Source organism: Curtobacterium sp. 9128, from assembly GCF_007673775.1.
GTDB lineage: Bacteria > Actinomycetota > Actinomycetes > Actinomycetales > Microbacteriaceae > Curtobacterium.
The window spans coordinates 410811-430662 of record NZ_VEAF01000002.1 but is presented as its reverse complement, the minus strand read 5'-3'; the positions used below and the strand labels follow the sequence as shown (position 1 = coordinate 430662).

The 19852-nt window shown below is 73.4% G+C and carries 19 protein-coding genes; 13 read left to right on the top strand and 6 right to left on the bottom strand.

The window, feature by feature from the left end; translation table 11 throughout:
- The first annotated feature begins 234 nt into the window (after positions 1-234).
- From FS641_RS05245 to FS641_RS05225, 5 genes are all read left to right on the top strand, one after another.
- Positions 235-447 (top strand): multidrug transporter, encoded by a 213-nt coding sequence (locus FS641_RS05245; RefSeq protein ID WP_144760926.1) that lies wholly within the window; start codon positions 235-237, stop codon positions 445-447.
- Positions 448-557: 110 nt separating this feature from the next.
- Positions 558-3281, top strand: coding sequence for a hypothetical protein (locus tag FS641_RS05240; RefSeq protein WP_144760923.1), 2724 nt, complete (start codon positions 558-560; stop codon positions 3279-3281).
- 88 nt (positions 3282-3369) lie between these two features.
- Positions 3370-5073 carry a bifunctional 3'-5' exonuclease/DNA polymerase gene (locus tag FS641_RS05235; RefSeq protein ID WP_144760920.1) on the top strand — a complete coding sequence of 568 codons (1704 nt, stop codon included), beginning with the start codon at positions 3370-3372 and terminating at the stop codon, positions 5071-5073.
- Between the two features lie 46 nt (positions 5074-5119).
- Positions 5120-5944 carry a phosphatase PAP2 family protein gene (locus tag FS641_RS05230; protein WP_144760917.1) on the top strand — a complete coding sequence of 275 codons (825 nt, stop codon included), beginning with the start codon at positions 5120-5122 and terminating at the stop codon, positions 5942-5944.
- 10 nt (positions 5945-5954) lie between these two features.
- Complete coding sequence (locus tag FS641_RS05225; RefSeq protein WP_144760914.1) at positions 5955-7526, top strand: serine/threonine-protein kinase; 1572 nt, start codon at positions 5955-5957, stop codon at positions 7524-7526.
- A 19-nt stretch (positions 7527-7545) separates the two neighbouring features.
- Here FS641_RS05225 and FS641_RS05220 read toward each other — a convergent pair whose 3' ends face one another.
- Positions 7546-8403 carry an NmrA family NAD(P)-binding protein gene (locus FS641_RS05220; protein WP_144760911.1) on the bottom strand — a complete coding sequence of 286 codons (858 nt, stop codon included), beginning with the start codon at positions 8401-8403 and terminating at the stop codon, positions 7546-7548.
- Between the two features lie 85 nt (positions 8404-8488).
- On the opposite strand from FS641_RS05220, the gene FS641_RS05215 reads away from it, so the two are divergent.
- The 4 genes from FS641_RS05215 (at position 8489) to FS641_RS05200 (ending at position 13104) form a co-directional block, all read left to right on the top strand.
- Positions 8489-9238, top strand: a complete 750-nt coding sequence (locus FS641_RS05215) for a TetR/AcrR family transcriptional regulator (protein ID WP_144760908.1) — start codon at positions 8489-8491, stop codon at positions 9236-9238.
- A 109-nt stretch (positions 9239-9347) separates the two neighbouring features.
- Positions 9348-12539, top strand: a complete 3192-nt coding sequence (locus FS641_RS05210; protein ID WP_260855693.1) for a GH92 family glycosyl hydrolase — start codon at positions 9348-9350, stop codon at positions 12537-12539.
- Positions 12540-12573: 34 nt separating this feature from the next.
- The gene (locus tag FS641_RS05205) at positions 12574-12846 is read left to right on the top strand and encodes a hypothetical protein (RefSeq protein ID WP_144760905.1); all 273 of its coding nucleotides are present in this window, start codon (positions 12574-12576) and stop codon (positions 12844-12846) included.
- A 33-nt stretch (positions 12847-12879) separates the two neighbouring features.
- Positions 12880-13104, top strand: coding sequence for a hypothetical protein (locus FS641_RS05200; protein WP_144760902.1), 225 nt, complete (start codon positions 12880-12882; stop codon positions 13102-13104).
- On the opposite strand, the gene FS641_RS05195 is transcribed toward FS641_RS05200, so the two are convergent.
- Positions 13105-13563, bottom strand: coding sequence for a MarR family transcriptional regulator (locus FS641_RS05195; RefSeq protein ID WP_313957793.1), 459 nt, complete (start codon positions 13561-13563; stop codon positions 13105-13107). It lies immediately after the preceding gene.
- 175 nt (positions 13564-13738) lie between these two features.
- Here FS641_RS05195 and FS641_RS05190 point away from each other — a divergent pair, with 175 nt between their 5' ends.
- The 3 genes from FS641_RS05190 to FS641_RS05180 all read left to right on the top strand — a co-directional run bounded on the left by FS641_RS05190 (position 13739) and on the right by FS641_RS05180 (position 16237).
- A complete protein-coding gene (locus tag FS641_RS05190; RefSeq protein ID WP_144760899.1) occupies positions 13739-14392 on the top strand; it encodes a hypothetical protein in 654 nt (217 codons plus the stop codon).
- A gap of 109 nt (positions 14393-14501) precedes the next feature.
- Positions 14502-15386: a S26 family signal peptidase gene (locus tag FS641_RS05185; RefSeq protein WP_144760895.1), complete on the top strand. Its 885-nt coding sequence runs from the start codon at positions 14502-14504 to the stop codon at positions 15384-15386.
- Positions 15383-16237: a LamG domain-containing protein gene (locus FS641_RS05180; protein WP_144760892.1), complete on the top strand. Its 855-nt coding sequence runs from the start codon at positions 15383-15385 to the stop codon at positions 16235-16237. The genes FS641_RS05185 and FS641_RS05180 overlap by 4 nt, the downstream gene beginning before the upstream one ends.
- A gap of 4 nt (positions 16238-16241) precedes the next feature.
- Here FS641_RS05180 and FS641_RS05175 read toward each other — a convergent pair whose 3' ends face one another.
- From FS641_RS05175 to FS641_RS05165, 3 genes are read right to left on the bottom strand one after another with little or no spacing between them, the layout of a single operon-like run.
- The gene (locus FS641_RS05175) at positions 16242-16754 is read right to left on the bottom strand and encodes a GNAT family N-acetyltransferase (RefSeq protein ID WP_144760889.1); all 513 of its coding nucleotides are present in this window, start codon (positions 16752-16754) and stop codon (positions 16242-16244) included.
- Positions 16755-16792: 38 nt separating this feature from the next.
- Positions 16793-17731, bottom strand: coding sequence for an aldo/keto reductase family oxidoreductase (locus FS641_RS05170; protein WP_144760886.1), 939 nt, complete (start codon positions 17729-17731; stop codon positions 16793-16795).
- A gap of 53 nt (positions 17732-17784) precedes the next feature.
- A complete protein-coding gene (locus tag FS641_RS05165; protein WP_144760883.1) occupies positions 17785-18390 on the bottom strand; it encodes a CG0192-related protein in 606 nt (201 codons plus the stop codon).
- Positions 18391-18446: 56 nt separating this feature from the next.
- Between FS641_RS05165 and FS641_RS05160 the strand changes: the two genes are divergently transcribed.
- Positions 18447-19421, top strand: coding sequence for a putative RNA methyltransferase (locus tag FS641_RS05160; protein WP_144760880.1), 975 nt, complete (start codon positions 18447-18449; stop codon positions 19419-19421).
- Here FS641_RS05160 and FS641_RS05155 read toward each other — a convergent pair.
- A complete protein-coding gene (locus FS641_RS05155; RefSeq protein WP_144760877.1) occupies positions 19418-19843 on the bottom strand; it encodes a VOC family protein in 426 nt (141 codons plus the stop codon). The two genes, FS641_RS05160 and FS641_RS05155, sit on opposite strands and share 4 nt — an antisense overlap.
- Between the last annotated feature and the right edge of the window lie 9 nt (positions 19844-19852).

Genomic DNA, 19852 nt, shown 5'->3' with positions numbered 1-19852 from the left:
GGCGGGGTGCGCCACGTGGGCGGACGCGACCCAGAACGACATCGTCGCTGTCGTACGACGTCGACCCTGTCGCCGCGACGCGCGCGCAACTGCTGCTCCCGGCAAGGAGCGACATCGTCGCTGTCGTACGACGTCGACACTGTCGCTCCGACGCGGGCGCCCGCTGCCCCCGACACCGCCCCCGACACCGCCTCGGTCGTTCCCGCCCGGGTGATCCGGCGTACCGTCGCCCGCATGAGCGAACCAGACCGTGACCACCTGGACGACGGCGTCGACATGTCCTTCGAGGAGCGACGGCACGACACCCTCCGCCGGATGTCCGGGTCGGACGCCCACGACGAGGCCCCGCGCGTCGAGGTCCACGAGGAGCAGGACGGCACCGTGCGCATCGACGTCGCCGACACCGCCGCGGTCCGCCCGGGTGGAACGGGTCGCACGGAGCAGTGAGCCCTCCCGAGGTGCCGGATCGTCGATGATCTCGCGATCATCGCGCGTGTCGCACCGCGCTGACGGATGCAGCCCTCGCACCGCCTCGGTGCGTCGATATGTTGCATTCCATGCTCCCTCCCTGTTCCCCTGCCACGCTGCGGGTGGTCGCCGGCGCGGTGCTCGCCGTCGCGGCCACCGCCCTCGTCGTCCCACTCCCGTCGCCCGCCGTCGCCGCACCCCGCACCGACACCACCGGGGTCGCCGCGGCCACTCCCGCTGCTGCGTCCCCACCCCGACGGTTCTTCACCGAGGACTTCGAGAACGGTGTGGGTTCCTCAGCGGTGATGATCGACCAGTACGTCGGCGCGCAGGGCTCCCGGTACACCGCCGATCCCGCGTGGATCGACCGAGCCGAGTGCAACGGCGTCGTGATGAACGCACTCGTGCCGAGCGGCGCCTGCCAGAGTGCGGAGGGGGCGATCAGCACCTTCAGCGAGGTCCTCGGGCGCATCACGGGCACCGACCCGCAGACCAACCACTCGCTGAGCGCCTGGACCCGCTCACGGGACACGCCCGCCCGCGCCGTGCAGCTCCGGACGGTGGGCCGGACGGACGTCGGCCAGCCCGGTCGGTTCGTGACCTTCGGCGTCGACGCCGTCGCCGGGTCCTGTGGCCAGGCCCACCCGTTGCTCGACTTCGCCCTGGTGGACGGGACGACCGAGCGGCCGGTGAACGCACGGTCGATCGACCCGTGCTCCTCGCCCGGGTCCCAGAGCTACACGGCGGGCGGGTTCACCGTGCGCGGTGGTCACTTCGTGTCCGACGCGGCGGTGCTGATGCAGAGCGACTCCCTCGGCTGGGTCATGCGCAACCGGCAGGCGAACTCGGTCGGGAACGACGGAGCCGTCGACGCCGTCACCGTGTACGACGCGACGCCGCAGCTGGAGAACGCCTTCGACGGCACCCGGCCGTTCGTCGGGGAGACCACCCGCCTGACCTTCACCGTCCGGAACACCACCGAGCTCGGCGCGAAGCCGGGATGGTCGTTCACCGAGGCCCTGCCGGCGGGTCTGGTGCTCGCGCAGGACCCGGCGGCGACGACGACCTGCGACGCCGGTCGGGTGGACGTCACCGGCGGCGGCTCGACCGTCGGCGTCGTCGGTGGGCTCCGGTCGGGTGAGGCGTCCTGCTCGGTGTCCGTCGACGTGACCTCCGAGCAGGCCACCACCTACACGGTCGATGCGTCCACCGTCCGCGACCACGTCGGACTGGAACTCCCGGGGCCGGCGAGCACGACCTTCCTCGCCGAGCAGAACGCCCTCGCGGTGACCGACACTCCGGTGCTGACCGGCGGCGACGAGGACGGTCTCGCCGACGTCGGCGAGCAGATCGCGTTCCGTCAGGTCGTGACGAACACCGGGACCCGCACCGTGTCCGACCTCGCGCTCACCGGCGCGAACGGCACCGTCACCTGTCAGGACCGCACCCTCGCCGTCGGCGCGAGCACCACGTGCACGACCCCGGCCCGCGCCGTCCGGCAGGCCGACGTCGACGCCGGCGCGATCCGCGACACCGTCGAGGCCGTGGCGGTGTCCCCGCGCGGCGCCGAGGTCCGCGCCTCCGCGGACGCCGAGCAGCCCACCGAGCAGCGCGCGCCGGCGATCGGCACGACGATCACCGCGACCCTGGCCGGTGCGCGACCGGAGCCCGGTGATCCCGTCCACCTCGTGGTGGCCGTCGTGAACACCGGCAACGTCACCCTCCACGACGTCCGCGGTGCGATCGCGGGGCGTGACGGCCTCCCCGTCCGCTGCCCGGACGTCCTCGCGCCCGGCGAGCACGCCGAGTGCACCGTGGGCGACCACGAGCTGACCCAGGAGGACGTCGACGCCGGACGCGTGTCGTTCACCCACCACGCCACCGGCATCGACCCCGCGGGGGAGCCGGTCGAGGCCAGCGCCGACGACACCGTGGTCGTGCCGCGGACGTCCTCGATCGCGACGGAGATCACCGCGCACCTGGCGGCGTCCGAGCACCCGGTCCCGCTCGCCGGCGACCTGGTCGCGTCGGCGATCACCGTCACGAACACCGGGACGACCACGCTGATCGACCCGGCGGCGACGCTGACCGGGCACCCGGACCTCGCCGTGGACTGCCCCGCCGAGCCGCTCGCACCCGGAGCCACGGTCACGTGCTCCGTCCAGGCGCTCGTGCTCGACCAGCCGGCGATCGAGCACGGCTCCCTCGACCTGCCGGAGACCGCCACGGCCTCCGCCCCCGACGGCGTGACGGTCTCCGCGGACAGCACCGTCACGGTCGGACTCGACGCGGCGTCCGCGCTGTTCCTCGCCGCCGAGTGGACACCGTCCACGACCCCGCTGCGCGTCGACGCGACGGTCGCATCCCGCTACCGGGTGACGAACACGAGCAACCTCGTGGTGGACACCCTCGCGGTCACGAGCACCCGTGCCGGGGCGACCCGGTGCGATGCCGTCGTGCTCGCCCCGGGGGCAGCGACGTCGTGCACCGCCGTGACGCCCTCGCGGGTCTCGGACGACGACGAGCGTGCCGGCGTCGTCGCGTTCCACGCCCAGGCCACCGGCGCCGTCGTCCGCCCGGACGGTCCGCCGGTGCCCGGCGAGGACGCACCGGGCGCGCAGCGTGCACGCACCGTCCCCGTGGCGTCGAACGAGGTGCGCGAGACGTTCCGCATCGCGGCCCGACCGGAGCCCGCCGCGCTCGCGTTCACGGGTGCGACGGGGTCCCTCGCCGCCTCGGCCGGTGCGGCGCTCCTGCTGCTCCTCGCCGGGGTGACCGTCTCCGTGCTGCGCCGACGCACGCGAGACCGCTGAGCACCGGGCGGTCTCCGGCCGACCCGGAGACTGCCCGCGGGTCGGCGGCCGGTGCGGCATGGACGGCGGCACACGGCATGATCGATGCGTGCACCTCGTCCTCAGCCGCGTCGACGGCGGCGTCCTCGCGACGCCCCTGACGGCCTCCGGCGAACCGGACGGCGACCCGGTCACCGTCGCGGACGCGGACCTGCCCCGGTACGTCGCCGACCAGGAGGCCCGGGGCACGACCGGGGGCGGCCCGCTCCGGTGGGTGTGGGACGACACCGCTCGCTGGTACCCGAGCGTCCTGGCCGCTGGTGGTCGGGTCGCCCGGTGCGTCGACCTGCGCCTCTGCCACCGGATCCTGCGGACCGCCGTCGCCACGCGGGACTCGGCGCTCGCCGCGGCTCCGGACGGCACGTGGGACGCACCGACCCACCAGGAGCGGCCCGTCCGGTCGACCCAGACGCAGCTCTTCGACGACGCGCTCCTCGACGGCAGCCGTCCGGCCGACGACGACGACCCGGTCGCGGAGTTCCGGGCGCAGCTCGCCGCGGTGGCCGGCTCCACCGACCCCGGGGGGCTCCGGCTGCTCCTCGCCGCGGAGTCCGCCGGTGCGCTCGTCGCCGCGGAGATGCGCTTCGCCGGGCTGCCCTGGCGCGCCGACGTGCACGAGCGCCTGCTCGAGGACGCCCTCGGCCCCCGGGTGCCCGCCGGCGTGCGACCACGGCGGCTCGAGGAGATCGCCGAGGTGCTCCGGCAGCGCCTCGACGACCCCGCGCTGAACCCCGACTCGCCCGCCGACGTCCTGCGTTCCCTGCGCCGTGCGGGCCTGGTCGTCGACAGCACCCGGAAGTGGGAGCTCCAGCGGCTGGAACACCCGGCGATCGAGCCGCTGCTCGAGTACAAGCGGCTGTACCGGTTGCTCACCGCGAACGGCTGGTCGTGGCTCGACGAGTGGGTGCAGGCGGGCCGCTTCCACCCCGAGTACGCCGTCGGCGGGGTCGTCACCGGCCGCTGGGCCGCGAACGGCGGCGGCGCGATGCAGCTCCCGAAGGCGATCCGGTCGGCCGTCGTCGCGGACCGCGGGTGGAAGCTCGTCGTCGCCGACGCCGCGCAGCTGGAACCCCGGGTGCTCGCCGCCATGGCCGGCGACCTGGCGATGGCGGCCGCCGGCGACGGACGGGACCTCTACGACGGCGTCGTGGCCTCCGGCGCCGTGGAGACGCGACAGCAGGCGAAGGGGGCGATGCTCGGCGCCATGTACGGCGCCACCCAGGGCGAGGGCGGCCGGCTCGTCCCGCGGCTGGCCAGGGCGTACCCCCGCGCGCTCGACCTCGTCGCGCGTGCTGCTGCCGCGGGGGAGCGCGGCGAGCCGGTGACGACGCGACTCGGGCGGACGTCGCCCGTTCCCGACCCCGCGTGGTTCGCAGCACGCAGCCGGGCGTGGTCCGTCGACGGCACGGCAGCGATGCAGCGCGCGGTCGAGTCACGCGCCCGGAGCTGGGGGCGGTTCACCCGGAACTTCGTCGTGCAGGGCACGGCTGCCGAGTGGGCGCTGTCGTGGATGGCGTCCCTCCGCGGCCGGCTCGCCGCGCGGTGGCAGGGTCCGCTCCGCGACGGCGGGCACCTGGTGTTCTTCGTGCACGACGAGATCGTCCTGCACGTGCCCGAGTCCGACGCCGCGTGGGTCGCCGAGCAGGTCGAGGCCGCCGCGGTCGACGCCGGGCGGATCCTGTTCGGGTCGTTCCCGATCACGTTCCCGCTGTCGGTCGCGGTCGTCGACGACTACGGCAGCGCGAAGGACTGACCGTCCGGGCCGTGCCGCGCACATCAGCGTCGGGCAGGGTGGACGGATGGACGCCGACGGAGCACGCGCAGAGGACCGGAGGGTCGGCGACGTCGACCTGACCACCTGGCGGACCCGCGCCGGTCAGGTGTCCGCACGGGCGTGGACGCGGCTCGGGGAGCGCTTCGGTGTGCTGCCGATGCTGATCGTCACCCTGCTCCTCGGGATCGGCATCGCCGCGGTCTGCACGTGGGTCGCCTCGGAGGTCTACGACGCCGTCCGCGAGGCCGACGACGTCGCCGTGCTCGACCGGCCGGTGCTCGACTGGATGACGACACTGCGGTCCCCGGGGCTCGACACCGCGGTGACGTGGTGGACGAACGTCGCGGGGACGATCGGGATGCCCGTCGTGGCCGTCGGGTTCCTGGTCGGCTTCACGATCCAGCGGCGGGCGTGGACCCCGCTCGTCCTCCTGGTCGCGGCGAGCGCCGGGTCCCTGCTGATGACGGTCGCCGGCAAGGACCTCGTCGGTCGCGCCCGCCCACCGCTCGCCGACGCGGTGCCGCCGTACGAGCACTCGCCGTCGTTCCCGTCCGGGCACACCCTGAACGCCACCGTCGTCGTCGGCACCATCGTGTACCTGCTGCTGCTCCGGGAGTCGCGGCGGGTGACGCGGGTCTGGACGGTGGCGCTCGGCACGGTGTTCGTCGTCTCCATCGGCCTGTCCCGGGTGTTCCTCGGGCACCACTGGCTGACCGACGTGCTCGCGGCCTGGGCGCTGGGCCTGGCGTGGCTCGCGGTGGTGATCACCGCCCACCGCTTCTCCCTGACGGCCCTCCACCACGGTGCGGAAGCGACCGGCGCGACCGCGTCCGTCAGGCGGAGCCGGTAGGTTTCCCCGCATGGAAGAACGGGTCTTCGGCGGCAGGTACCGGGTCACGGGCACACTCGGACACGGCGGGATGGCCTCCGTGTACCGCGCCGTCGACGAGCAACTCGGGCGCGAGGTCGCGGTCAAGGTCTTCCGGATGGGGGCCGTCGACCACGGGGAACGCGCCCGTGCCGAGTCGGAGATCCACGTCCTCGCGGGCCTGCGGAGCCCGGCGCTCGTCACGCTGTACGACGCCGCACTCGACGACGCCGACGGCGACTCGTACCTCGTCATGGAGCTCGTCCCCGGCAGCGACCTCGCCACGCGGCTCCGCGAAGGGCCGCTCGACCGTGCCACCACCGCGCGCGTCGGCGCCCAGGTCGCGGACGGGTTGGCCGCGGTCCACGCGCAGGGCATCGTGCACCGGGACGTCAAGCCGGCGAACGTGCTCCTGGAGGCCGACGGCGCGCACGTCAAGCTCGCCGACTTCGGCATCGCCCTGCTCCGCGACGCCGCCCGTGTCACCGGCACCGGCACCGTCGTCGGCACCGCCGCCTACATCGCCCCGGAGCAGGTCCTCGGCCACCCGGTGACGGGCAAGGCCGACGTCTACGCGCTCGGCCTGATGCTGCTCGAGAGCCTCAGCGGTCGGCAGCCGTTCCCGGGGACGGCGGTCGAGTCCGCCACGGCGCGGCTGACGCGCTCGCCGGAGATCGACGCCGCCCTGCCCACGGCGTGGCGCGTGCTGCTGCACGTGATGACCGCGACGGACCCGGCGGAGCGACCGACCGCGTCCGAGGCGGCCGACCGCCTCCGGGCACTGTCGTACGACGACGCGGCACCGGCCACCCAGCTGCTGCCGGGAGGCCCGGGCACGCTGACACCGGCGGCTGCGGCCGCCGGGGTGGCCGGTGCCGCCGCGGCGGCGTCGGCTGACGAGGCGACCCAGGCGATGTCGGGCGCGGACCAGCCGACCCGCGCGATGTCGGGCGCGGACCAGCCGACCCGGGCGATGCCCGTGACCCGACCCCAGGACGACGCGACCCGGGTGATGCCGGCGAGCGGAGCCTCCCGGCAGGACGACGTGGCGACCACCGTGCTCGGTGCCCAGCGCGGATCCGGCGCTCCGAGCGGCGGAGGGGGCGTGCCGGTGGCCGCGCCGCCCGCCTCGTCGGACGAGCCGGCGGGGAAGCGCCGTCGGGGTCTGGTGATCACGCTCGTGGTCGTCGGCGTGCTCGTGCTCGCCGGCATCGTCGCCGCGGTGCTCGCGCTCGGCGGGGGTGGCAGCGCCCCGGCGCCGACGGAGTCGAGCTCGCCCACGGCGCCGGTCGAGCAGCAGCCGAGCGACGAGCCCTCGCAGCCCGAGGAGCAGCCGTCCGAGACGACGGCTCCGGAACCGTCGGAGACCGTCGCACCCGAGCCGTCGGAGCCCGCCGAGCCCTCCCAGCCCACCGAGCCCTCGCGCGGTCCGGAGCCGTCGGTCCAGCCGACCCTGCCGGTGCAGACGCCCGTCGCGGACCGCAGCGGGCAGGGCACCGGTCCCGGAGGCCCCGCCGCCGGACCCGGGAAGTCGGGCGACGCTCCGGGCCACGGCGGGGGCTGACCGGTCCGCCGGGTGCGCGTCAGGCCACGGCGCGCTCGATCGCCGTCCGGATCGACACCGGCCGACGGCCGAGCAGTTCGCCGAGCAGCGGGTCGACCTCGTCGAACTCCCCGGCCCGGGCACCGCGGAACATGCCGAGCATCAGCTGTGCCGCTGCGTCGGGCATGCCGTGGCGGACCTGCCGGTCGACCCACTCGTCGTCGTCGATGACGGTGCGGCGGACGGTCGTCCCCGAGACGTCGGAGAGGATCCGTGCGACGTCGGCGAAGGTGACCGCCTCGGGTGCGGTGAGTGCGGGGGTCGGGCCGTCGAACTCCGGGCCGCCGGACAGGAGCACGGCGTCGGCGACGGCGAGGTCGTCGCGGTCGGTCCACGAGATCGGGCCGTCCTCGGGGAGGAGCAGCTCGCCCGACTCGACCGCCCCGGCGATGAGCCACCCGACGGTGTGCGCGTAGAAGCCGTTCCGGAGCGACGTCCAGGGCGCGCCGACCTCGGCGAGGGCGGCCTCGGTCTGGGCGTGGTCGACGGAGAACGCCACGGGGGACGCCGCCCGGGTGTTCTGGTGCGCCGTGTAGAAGACGCGCTGCGCGCCCGCGTCCACCGCAGCCCGGGCGGCGGCGGTGTGGAGCGCCACGCCCTCCGGCCCGAGCGTCGAGCCCGACACGAGCAGGACACGGTCGGCCCCGTCGAAGGCGTGTGCGAGGGACGCCGGGTCGGCGAAGTCCCCCGCGCGGACCCGCACACCGAGGGCAGCGAGGTCAGCGGCCTTCTCGGGGTCCCGCACGCTCACGCCGAGCTGGTCGGCGGGGACGCGGTCGAGGAGCGCGCGGACGGTGGCGGAGCCGAGTGCGCCGGTGGCGCCGGTGACGACGATCATGGTGACGTCCTTTCGTTATCAATGGAAACACTCGGACAGTAGCATCGGAAACACCGCGCTAACAAGAACCCGTTATCGTTGATCCGTGATCGACTCCGTCCGCGCTCGTATCGTCGATGCCGCAGCCGACCTGCTCGCCACCGCCGGGCCGACCGGGGTGACCACCCGCGCCGTCGCCGCCGCCGCCGGGGTGCAGGCGCCGACGATCTACCGGCAGTTCGGTGACAAGGACGGTCTGCTCGAGGCGGTGGCCGACCGGGTGTTCGCCGCGTACGTCGCGGGCAAGTCCGTGCCGGACGACGTCGACCCCGTCGAGCACCTGCGGGACTCCTTCGACGCGCACATCGCCTTCGGGCTCGCCAACCCGGGCATCACCGCGCTCTTCTCCGACCCGCTGCGCTCGCACTCCGGCACCGAGGAGTCCGGGATCGCCGTCCTGCGCGAGCGCATCCACCGCGTCGCACTCGCCGGGCGGCTGCGGGTCCCGGAGGCCCGGGCGGTGTCGCTCGTGCACGCGATCGGCGTCGGCGTCGTCCTCGACCTGATCGGGACGCCCGCCGACGACCGCGACCCGGTGCTCGTCGACGCGGGGTGGGAGGCGCTCGCCTCCGCGATCCTGACGTCCCCCTCGGCGCCGACGGGCGCAACGCGGGCCGCGGCGACCGCGCTTCCGCCGGCCGACGCGCGCGCGGCGGCGGTGCGGCTCGCCGCCGACGACGAGGTGCTCGCCGCGCTGTCGCCGGCGGAGCGGGCGCTGATGCGGGACTGGCTCGTCCGGATCGCCGGCGCGTCGGCTGGTCCGGACGGTTCCGCCGCGTCCGCGATCTCGGGCTGACCGTCACTCCGCGGGCTCGGCCACGCGTGACGTGTCGGTTCGCGCGGAACTCCGCCGACGGCGCACCGGGAGGGTTTCGTCCATCGAGTGGAGCAAATAGGGTGGGGCCGTGCGAGAACTGCAACGGAGCGGTGGCCCCTCGACGGCCGTCGCCGCGAAGAACGGTGTCGGCTTCACGTCGCTCGAGGCGTTCCTGGTCGAGCGCCCGGCAGGTGGTGGCACCGCCGAGGCCGTCGTGCCCGGGTTCGCCGGCCGGACGATCGCGGCCGGCGACGAGCTCTCCTGGGTCTGGTTCCCCGAGCGCGTGCTGCCGGAGGGCCGGACCGAGCCGGAGGAGGGGGACCTCGCGCACTTCTGGGACGCGACGGCCTGCACCCTCGACGTCGTCTTCACCGACGGATCCCGGCTCGGCGAGCAGGCCACGGACCAGTACGGCGACGCCCTCACCCCGGAGGCACAGGACACCGGCCGCCGACAGTGGGTCGACCAGTGGAACCGCCGGGCGGTGGACCTCACGCCGTTCGCGGGCCGGGTGGTCGACCGCCTGGAGGCCCGGCTCGGCTCCGCCACGCCCCCTGCGGACGGCGGGGACACCGGCCCCGAGCTCCGCGGCTGGCTCGACGACGTCCGCGTCGGTGCGCGCCGGCGTCCGACCCCGACGCGTCCCCTCGACCACGTCCGGACGACCCGCGGCACGCAGGCGTCCTCGCGGTTCTCCCGCGGGAACAACGCCCCGCTCGTCGGGCTCCCGCACGGCGGCGTGTTCGGCCTGCCGATGACCGACGCCGCGAGCAACCGGTGGCCGTACGCGTACCAGGAGCACAACCGGGCGAGCGACAACCGTCCCGCGATCCAGGCGTTCGCGACCAGCCACATCCCGTCGCCGTGGATGGGGGACCGCGGCGTGTTCCAGGTGATGCCGTCCCCGCTCGCCGACCCGGACACCGACCGCACCGCCCGGGCACTGGCGTTCGACCACGACGAGGAGCTCGACGGCCCGCACCGCTACCGGGTGCCGCTCGAGCACGGGGTCACCGCGGAGATGACCGCAGGCGAGTTCGCCCTCGGCTTCCGCTTCACCGGCGCGCGGAGCATCGTGCTCGACCACCACGGACGGGTGCTCGACGCGAGCGTGCACGTCGACGACGCCGGCACCGCGGTGGTCGAGGCGCACCTCGACGACCGTCCAGGCACCCCGCCGCACTTCGTGCACGTGCGGATCCCGGGCGTCACGGCGGACCACACGACGGTCGCAGACCAGCAGCTGCGCGGCTGGCTGACCGTCGAGGGGGACACCGACGTGCTCCTCGGCATCTCGACCGTCTCGTTCGCGGACGCGACGGCGAACCTCGAGGCCGCCGGTCCGTTCGACACCATGCGCCAGCGCGCCGAGCAGGCGTGGACGGCGGAGCTCGCGACGCTCGAGGTCGACGGTGCCACCGAGGACCAGCTGACCTCGCTGTACTCCGGGCTCTACCGACTGTTCCTCTACCCGAACCGCGCCGGCGAGACCGCGCTCACGGGCACGCCGCACCACCGCTCCCCGTACGGCGACGTCCTCGCGGAGCCGATCCGCGACGAACCGGGCCCCGAGGTCGTCGACGGCCCGTTCACCACGACGAACGGGTTCTGGGACACGTACCGCACCGCCTGGCCGCTCCTCGCGCTCCTCACCCCGGACACCGCGTCGGAGCTCGCGCAGGGCTTCGTCGAGCACTTCCACGACGGCGGCTGGACCCCGCGGTGGAGCGCACCGGGCGCCGAGGACTGCATGACCGGCACGACGAGCGACACCGTCTTCGGCGACCTCGTGTCGCGGGGCGTCGACGGCTTCGACCTGGAGCAGGCGTACCGGAGCGCGGTGAAGAACGCGACCGTCCCGCCACGGGACGAGCGCGTCGGACGCAAGGGGAGCCTCCCGGGCGCCTTCCGCGGCCACGTCGACACCGACACCTCCGAGGGGATGTCCTGGACCCTCGACGCGGCGATCAACGACTGGAGCACCGCGGTCATGGCGACTGCCCTGGCGGACCGGACCACCGACCCCGCCGAGCGGGAGCGGTACGCGGCGGAGGCCGAGTGGTTCGCCCGCCGGTCGCTGCAGTACCGGAACGTGTTCGACCGTCGCCGCGGGTTCTTCATCGGGCGCACGCCGTCGGGCGACTGGCGTGCCGGCGAGGACTTCGACCCGGCCCAGTGGGGTGGCGACTACACCGAGACCAACGCCTGGGGCACCATGTTCACGGCTCCGCACGACGGTGCCGGGATCGTGGACCTGCACGGCGGGCGGGACGGCTTCGACGCCGCGATCGACCGGTTCTTCGCAACACCGGAGACCGGCGCGACCGACCGCTCCGGCCACTACGGCTTCCCGATCCACGAGATGACCGAGGCCCGCGACGTCCGCATGGGGATGCTCGGACTGTCGAACCAGCCCGCGCACCACATCCCGTTCTTCCCGATGTTCACCGGGCGGCACGACGACGCACACCGCATCGTCCGGCAGGCAGTGGACCGCCTGTTCGTCGGCTCCGACCTCGGCCAGGGCTACCCGGGCGACGAGGACAACGGGGAGATGAGCGCCTGGTACGTCCTCGCGATGATCGGGCTGTACCCGCTGGCGCCGTCGAGCGGGTCCTGGGTGATCGTGCCGCCGTCGGTCCGCCGGTCGGTGCTGCGACCCCATGGGCCCACGCCGCCGGTTCCTGACCGGCGCGCCAGCGACGGGCAGGCCGTGTCGGTGGGCAGCGGCTCGGCGACGGTGATCGAGACGGCCCCCGGCTCGTCCGGCGCGTACATCGCATCGGTGACGGTCGACGGGGTGCCGTGGACGTCCATCAGCATCCCGCACGCGGTCGTGGTCGCGGCCTCGCGGATCGAGGTGGAGCTGTCCGAGACCCCGGTGGCCTGGGCGTCGGACACCCGGCCCGTCTCGGCGTCGGAGCTGCACGGGTACCGGGACGCGCCGGCCGACGTGCTGCCGGTGGGGACGTCGGCACTGACGGACGACACCGGGCGGACGCCGACGGCGCTCGCGGCCGGGTCCACGGTGTCGTTCCCCGTCGACGTCCGGTCGGCGTCGCTGTACACGGTGACGGTGGCCGCGCCCGGGACGTACTCGTGGGCGGTGGCACTCGGAGACGGCCCCGGCACGACGGTGGTCGAGGACGCGGTGTTCACGTGGGCGGGGCAGACGCGCGTGTTCCGGATCGAGGGTGGGGGTGCCTCGTTCTCGTTCACGCCGCGGACCGACATGGTCGTGACCCAGCTCGAGCTCATCGCGTCGGACGGACAGCGTTGACCGAGTGTCCACCCGGCCGGAGCATGCTCTCCCCATGTCGATGAGCACACCCTTCGATCCGGAACAGCAGGGCAGCGACGTCCCCGTGGACGGCAGCGACGCCGACGAACTCGCGGTCGAGGAAGGTCGCGCCGACCAGGACCGCGCCGACCTCACCGGGTCCGCCGAGGTGTCCGACGCGGACGCGTCCCCCGCGCGGCAGCACGACGAGGACGAGGCCGGTGGTGGCCCGGTCTTCCGACGTCCGCAGGCGGGCGACCGACTCGACGCCGAGGAACTGACGGCGGACTCGGAGCTGGACTCCTAGACGCTGCACACCCGGGCACGGCATGCTCGGGGGATGTCGATGAGCAGCGCGTTCGATCCGTCCAAGGGTCTGGCGATCCCGGAGGAGACGGCGACCGAGAACGGTCTCGAGCTCGACCAGGACCCCGCGCTCGGACTCGACATCGCGGTCGAGGTGGTCAGCGGTGACGCCGCGGACCCGGCCGCAGCCGCGATGTTCCTCGAGCCGCAGTCGTCCCCGCGGCTGGACGCCGCCCGGGCTCCTGAGGAGTCCGACTAGTCAGGACCCGTCCGTGTCGGTCGGGTCCGCTGCCTGCTGGAGCAGCCCCGTGGCGACGTCGTTGAAGACGCTGGTCAGGTCGACGCCGACCGACGCGCTCACCTCGCGGAGCACTGCCGCGTAGCGCTTCCGGGTGCCCGCGATGACGCTCTCGCCCGCCGGGCTCAGCGCGATGAGGGAGCCGCGACGGTCGGACGGGTTCGGGCGCCGTTCCACCAGGCCGGCTGCTGACAGGCGATCGACCATGTTCGTCACCGCGCCCGACGTCAGGCCGAGGTAGCCGGCGAGCTCGGTCGCGGTCGAGTACCCGGTGTCGCTGATCAGGGCGAGCGCACGCATGCCCGTCTCGTGGATGCCGGCGAGGGCGCTGAGCCGCGCGACGAGCCCCTTCTCCGCGCGCACCACGGCGTCGAACGCTGCGAGGAGGTCACCCACCTCGTCGTCTGCTGGTCCCGCCACCCGTGTGCTCCCCGTCTCGTGCGCTGCCGCTCAAGGATGGCACGGCCGATCGCGGGGCCTGATCCGTGCCCCCCACTCTGGGGATGCTGTGCGGGTTCCAACTATCTGAATTGTTGGCTATCTTAATGATTAAGCAAACGTCCTGAACACCAACAACAGTCATCGAGGTATCCCCGTGTCCAACCTGAACCGCATCTCCCCGGTCAAGCGGCTCCGCTTCGCGCCCGTTGCGCTCATCGCGGGCATCTTCGCCGCCGTCCTGCTCTCCCTCTCGCTCACCGGCACCCTCTCCGGGTTCGCGGCCAGCATCACCAACAGCAGCAACACCGCCGCCAGCGGCACGCTCGTCATGCAGGAGCAGAACGCGAACGCCTCCGTCACCTGCCTCAGCACCGACGGCGGCTCGGTCTCGACGAACTCCGCGACGTGCTCCACCATCAACAAGTTCGGCGGCAGCACGACGATGACCCCCGGCGTGACGGTGAACACCCCGATCACGATCAAGAACACCGGCACCTCGGCCGCGAGCACCTTCACGCTGACCCCCGGCGCGACCTGCACCCAGTCGGCCAACGGCACCCAGAACGGCACCGCGACCGACCTCTGCTCGAAGATGAACCTCGTGATCACGTCGGGCTCCACCACGGTCTTCTCCGGCACGCTCGCCAGCTTCAAGGGCGCTGCTGCCTCGGCGTTCACGATGCCCGCCGCCCCGGCCGCCGGCGCCTCGGTCCCGTTCAACTTCGCCGTCACGCTCGACAGCAGCGCCGGCAACACCTACCAGGGCCTCGCGGCGTCCGTCCCGATGACCTGGACCTTCACCGCCTGATCCACCCCCTCCCCACTCCGGGTGGCACCTCGGCCGGTCCCGAGACGGCCGAGGTGTCACCCGCCCCCACACCACATCGAACGCACCGCCCGCCTGAGAGAGGACGACCATGAGCCAGACCGCAGCCGTCCCCCTGACCGGCACCCTCTCCCGCCCGCTCGTCGGCGGTCACACGGCCAGCCGCTTCGAGGTCGTCCTCGCCTGGACCATCGCCAGCGTCGCTGCGGTGCTCCTCACCGCCGCCGCCCTGTTCCTGACGAGCGGGGGCCGGATGTTCGTCGTCGAGACGCCCTCGATGGGCGAGGCGGCCCCCGTCGGCACCCTCGTCCTCGACCTCCCCGTGCAGGCGTCGTCGCTCGCGGTCGGTGACATCGTCTCGTTCCGTGTCAGCGCCGCCCCGGACACGATCTACACCCACCGCATCATCGGCATCGACGCCGACGGCGGGATCCACACCCGCGGCGACGTCAACGGGGCGACCGACCCCTGGACCCTCACGCAGGAGAACCTGATCGGCGCCCCGGCGCTCCTCGTCCCGCACCTGGGTTGGCTGTTCCGCGCCGCCCCGATCCTGCTCATCGGCACGCTCGTCATCGCGGTGCTCACCAGCCCCTTCACGGACCGGATCACCCGCAGCTCGCTCCGCATCGCCGGCAGCTCGCTCACGATGTCCTACGCGGCCTGGGTCCTCCGCCCCTTCGTCAACGTCACGACGATCACGAACACCGCGAACAAGGACTCCGTCGTCGCGACGGTCGTGTCCTCCGGCATCTTCCCCGTCCGCGTCCAGGCGCACGGCGGGAACAGCGTCCACCTGGTGGACGGCGAGGTCGGCCGCGTGGTCATCCACGAGCTCAACCGGCACGGGCACTACCAGCTCACGTCGAACATCGCCCTCGACCCGGTCGGCTGGGCACTGCTCATCTGCGCCTGCCTCGTCCCCCTGGTCCTCTGCCTGTTCGTCGGGCGCGTCCACACGGTGCGTCCCTCGTGATCCCGACCCGCCTGCGCGACGGCCGGCTCATCGCCCTGCTGCTCGTCGTGGCACTCGCCGTGGTCGTGGTCGCCGCCCAGATCGCCCCAACCCGGTCGGCCTTCAGCGCGACCGTCGCCAACGGCGGCAACACCGCCGCCACGGCCCCGTACTTCACCTGCGCCGCCGCCGTCGACGCGGACGACACCGGTGCCGCGTTCGTCTACCGCCTCGGTGAGCCGAGCGGCTCCCGCACCGCGGCCGACTCCTCCGGGGCCGGCGCGAACGGTACCTACCAGGGCTCCATGGTGGCCGCGACGCCGTCACCGATCGCCTGCCCCCGGGACACCGGCAGCGCCTACGTGCTGAACGGCTCGTCGAGCTTCGTCTCCACGCCGAGCACCGTCCGCAACCCGACGACCTTCAGCGAGGAGGTCTGGTTCCGCACGACCGTCGCCGGCGGCATGCTCATCGGCTTCGGCAGCAACCAGTCCGCCACGTCCGGGCAGCACGACCGACAGATCTACATCAACACCACGGGACAGCTCGTCTTCGGCGCGTACAACGGCACCACGCAGGTCGTGACGTCGCCGAAGACGTACACCGACGGCGCGTGGCACCACGTCGTGTCGACGATGTCCGCCAGCACCGGCATGCGGCTCTACGTCGACGGCTCCCTCGTCGCCTCGAACACCGCGTACACGGCGCCGGAGAACGCCACCGGGTACTGGCGGGTCGGCTACGACACCGTCACCGGGTGGCCCGGATCGCCGAGCAACTACTACTTCACGGGGTCGATGCGCTTCGCGGCGGTCTACAACGCGGTGCTCACGCCCACACAGGTCGCGAACCACTACGCCGCCGGGCGCTGAGTCGTCACCCCACCCGGTGCTTGAACCCCACGTGTGACCCGACGAACCCGAGCCGCTCGTAGAACCGGTGCGCATCCGTCCGCGCCGCATCGGACGTGAGCTGCACGAGCGTCACACCGAGCGCCGGCGCCGCCACGTCCGTAACCCAACGCATCATCGCGCTCCCGATGCCCCCCGATCGGACCCCGGAGGAGACCCGCACGGCCTCGACGAGCAGCCGGGTCGACCCACGTCGGGCCATCCCCGGGATGCGGGTGAGCTGCATCGTCCCGACGACGGCGTCGGACCCGTCGACCACCACGAGCAGGTCGTTCGCCGGGTCGTCGAGGACCGCCCGGAGTGCTGTGGCGGAGGCGTCCCGGTCGTCTGCGCCGGCGACGTCCCCGCGCGCAGCACTGATCGGGTCGTCGGACAGCAGCGTGACCAGGGCGTCGAGGTCGCCGGGCGCCGCGGAACGCAGCGTGACGGTGCCGGTCCGCGTGGACAGCGGAACGGGCAGGGTGAGGTCGTGGAGCACGACTCCACCCTGCCCGATGGTCCCCTGCGCGGGAAGGGTCAGGGAACGAGGTGCCCCGCCGCGGTCAGGACGCGGTACCACTCCGGACGCGAGAGCTGCACGTCGCTGCCGGCCGCCGAGTCCCGGACGCGCTGCGGGTTCGTCGTCCCGAGGACCACCTGGAAGTGTGCGGGGTGTCGGGTGATCCACGCGACGGCGATGCCGGTCGGGGTGACCCCGTGCGCGTCGGCGAGCTCCTCGAGCACGTCGTTCAGCTCGCCGTACTGCTCGCGGTCGCCGAGGAAGACGCCGTCGAAGAAGCCCTTCTGGAACGGCGACCACGCCTGCAGCGTCACGTCGTGCAGACGCGAGTGGTTGAGGATGTCGTTGTCGCGGTCGATCGACTGGTCGACGCCGCCCATGTTCGCCGTGAGGCCCTGCGTGATCACGTTCGCGTGAGTGATGCTCAGCTGCACCTGGTTGAACGCGAGCGGCTGCCGGACGGACTGCTTCAGGAGCTCCACCTGGCCCGGCGTGTGGTTCGAGACACCGAAGTGGTGGACCTTCCCCGCCGCGTGGAGCTCGTCGAACGCCTTCGCGACCTCGTCGGGCTCGACCAGGGCGTCCGGGCGGTGCAGCAGCAGCACGTCGATGTAGTCGGTGCGGAGCGCGGTGAGCGACTCCTCCACCGATTCGAGGATGTGCTCGTACGAGAAGTCGAAGTACGCGCCGTGGTCCGTCGGCCGGATCCCGACCTTGGTCTGCAGCTGGATGTCCGCCCGCTCGGACGACGACAGCGTGACCGCGGCACCGAAGCGCTCCTCGCAGCCGTGCCAGCCGCCGTAGACCGCGGCGTGGTCGAACATGGTGACGCCCGCATCGCGCGAGGCCGCGTAGAGCGAACGGATGTCCTCGTCACTCATGTCGTTGATCCGCATCAGGCCGACGACGACGTCGGAAGCGGTGAGGTCCGTCTGTGGCAACTCCAGTGTCTTCACGCCCTCGATCCTGCCAGGACCACGGCCGACGAGCGGGGCCCTGCCCGTACCCGTCAGACGGTCAGCACCGCCAGGACGGTCGGCGTGGACCCCTGCCACGTGGCGGTGAGCGTCCCACCCGCGGGCAGTGGCGTCCCGACGACCCGCAGCACCGTGAGGTCGCCGATGGTCGTCAGCGCGCCGACCGTCACCGGGCGGACCGCGTCGACCGTGGGGGACGCCGGCGCGGAACCACTCCCGACCGCGGTGCCGTTGACGGGCGGCGGCGCGTCCGACGCCACGGCCGCGACGAGCGGGGCCTCGTGCCCGCCGGTGGCGATCGCACGCCGCAGCACGTCGGCGTACACCGGGTCGCCGACGGCGTCGTAGACCCAGCGCCGCCCGAGCACCGAGTGCTCCATCTCGGTGATGAGGAACGCGGAAGCGCCGTCGAGTGGCGCACCACGGTACGTGAGCGGCACATGCAGGACCGGGCCGTCGCCGACGTGCACCAGGTAGGTCTCGACCCCGACCTCACCGTCCGGGTCATCGAAGCGGAACCGGCCGTCGACGGTGACCTCGGAACCGGTTCCGACGCCGCTCCACGGCTGCGCGGGCAGCCACGCGGCGATCGCCTCGGTCTTCGACGGGCGGAGTTCGGCGTTGTGGATGACGGCCATGGCCCGACGCTAGCGCACCGACTCCGGCCAGGAGCCCACGCCCGTACGCTGGTGCGGTGCGTGACGACCTGCTCCCCGTGCTCGCCTGCCCCGTGTGCACCGAGCCGCTCGCGCGGACGGCACCAGGGCATGCCGGCTGCGCGAACGGACACCGGTTCGACGAGGCCAAGCAGGGCCACCTGACGCTCCTGCCCGCCAAGCGGCGCGCCCTCACCGCGGACACCCCGGAGATGGTGGACGCGCGCATCCGGTTCCTCGGCCGCGGGCACTACGCGCCCGTCGAGCGGGCGCTCGCCGACGTCGTCGCGGCGGCCACCACGCCCGGCGTCGTGCTCGACGTCGGCTCCGGTCCGGGGACCTACCTGGCCCATGCGCTGCGCGCGGCGGACGGGAGGCTCGGGGTCGCCGATGCGAGCGCTGTGCCTGTGGGCGGGGAGCCGGCCCGGCGACTCGGGGTCGCCGATGCGAGCGCTGTGCCTGTGGGCGGGGAGCCGGCCCGGCGACTCGGGGTCGCCGATGCGAGCGCTGTGCCTGTGGGCGGTGAGCCGGCCCGGCGACTCGGGGTTGCGTTGGACCTGTCGCCGGTCGCCGTCAGGCGGGCAGCTCGCGTCCACCCGGCGGTCGGGGCCGTCGTCGGTGACGTGACCGAGCGCCTCCCGGTCGTCGACGGCGTCGCCGCCGTCGTGCTGGACGTCTTCGCCCCGCGCAACCAGCGCGAGTACCGCCGGGTGCTGCATCCCGACGGCGTCCTCGTCGTCGTGACCCCGCGAGCCGGCCACCTGGCCGAGCTCGCGGAGGCCACGATCAGCGTCGACCCCGAGAAGGAGCGGCGCCTGCACGAGTCGCTCGAGCCGTCGTTCGGGCTCCGTTCCTCCGAGGACCTGACGTGGAGCATGGACCTCACCGCGGAGGACGTCCACGACGTCGTGCACATGGGGCCGAGTCACCACCACGTCGCTCCCGACGCGGTGTTCGCCCCTGCCGTGGTGACCGCCGCCGTGACCGTGAGCACCTGGTCGCCGGTGCGCTAGTCGTCCGTGGACTCCGGGGTCACGTCGAGCGCCCAGACGACACCGAAGCGGTCGCGGAGCTGTCCGGCGAGGGGTGACCAGGCGGCCGGACCGAATGGTTGCCGGATCTCGGCACCCTCGGACAGGCCTTCCCAGACCGCGGTCATCTCGTCTGCGTCGGTGCCGCTCAGGTAGACGTAGAAGGCGTTCGTGCCCTGCTCGTACGGCTGCCCGGGCCAGACGTCGAACGCCATCACCCGGACGCCGCTCGCGGTCTGCACCTGACCCCACACGATGCGGTCGGCCCAGGCGGGGTCGTCGGTGGCACCCATCGCGCCGTAGGTCATGGCGACGGGTTCGGTGCCGAGTGCGGAGGCGTAGAAGTCGAGCGCCTCGCGGGCGTTGCCGTCGAAGTTGAGGTGGGCAGTCGTCGTGATCGTCATGGAAGCGAG

Bases quoted from the DNA above. Each gene is read 5' to 3' on its own strand.
- FS641_RS05220 (WP_144760911.1), bottom strand. From the start codon at position 8,403: ATGATCGTCGTCACCGGCGCCACCGGCGCACTCGGCTCCGCCACCGTC.
- FS641_RS05200 (WP_144760902.1), top strand. From the start codon at position 12,880: ATGTCGATGAGCAGCGCGTTCGATCCGTCCAAGGGTCTGGCGATCCCG.
- FS641_RS05165 (WP_144760883.1), bottom strand. From the start codon at position 18,390: ATGGCCGTCATCCACAACGCCGAACTCCGCCCGTCGAAGACCGAGGCG.
- FS641_RS05205 (WP_144760905.1), top strand. From the start codon at position 12,574: ATGTCGATGAGCACACCCTTCGATCCGGAACAGCAGGGCAGCGACGTC.
- FS641_RS05155 (WP_144760877.1), bottom strand. From the start codon at position 19,843: ATGACGATCACGACGACTGCCCACCTCAACTTCGACGGCAACGCCCGC.
- FS641_RS05230 (WP_144760917.1), top strand. From the start codon at position 5,120: ATGGACGCCGACGGAGCACGCGCAGAGGACCGGAGGGTCGGCGACGTC.
- FS641_RS05240 (WP_144760923.1), top strand. From the start codon at position 558: ATGCTCCCTCCCTGTTCCCCTGCCACGCTGCGGGTGGTCGCCGGCGCG.
- FS641_RS05245 (WP_144760926.1), top strand. From the start codon at position 235: ATGAGCGAACCAGACCGTGACCACCTGGACGACGGCGTCGACATGTCC.
- FS641_RS05185 (WP_144760895.1), top strand. From the start codon at position 14,502: ATGAGCCAGACCGCAGCCGTCCCCCTGACCGGCACCCTCTCCCGCCCG.
- FS641_RS05225 (WP_144760914.1), top strand. From the start codon at position 5,955: ATGGAAGAACGGGTCTTCGGCGGCAGGTACCGGGTCACGGGCACACTC.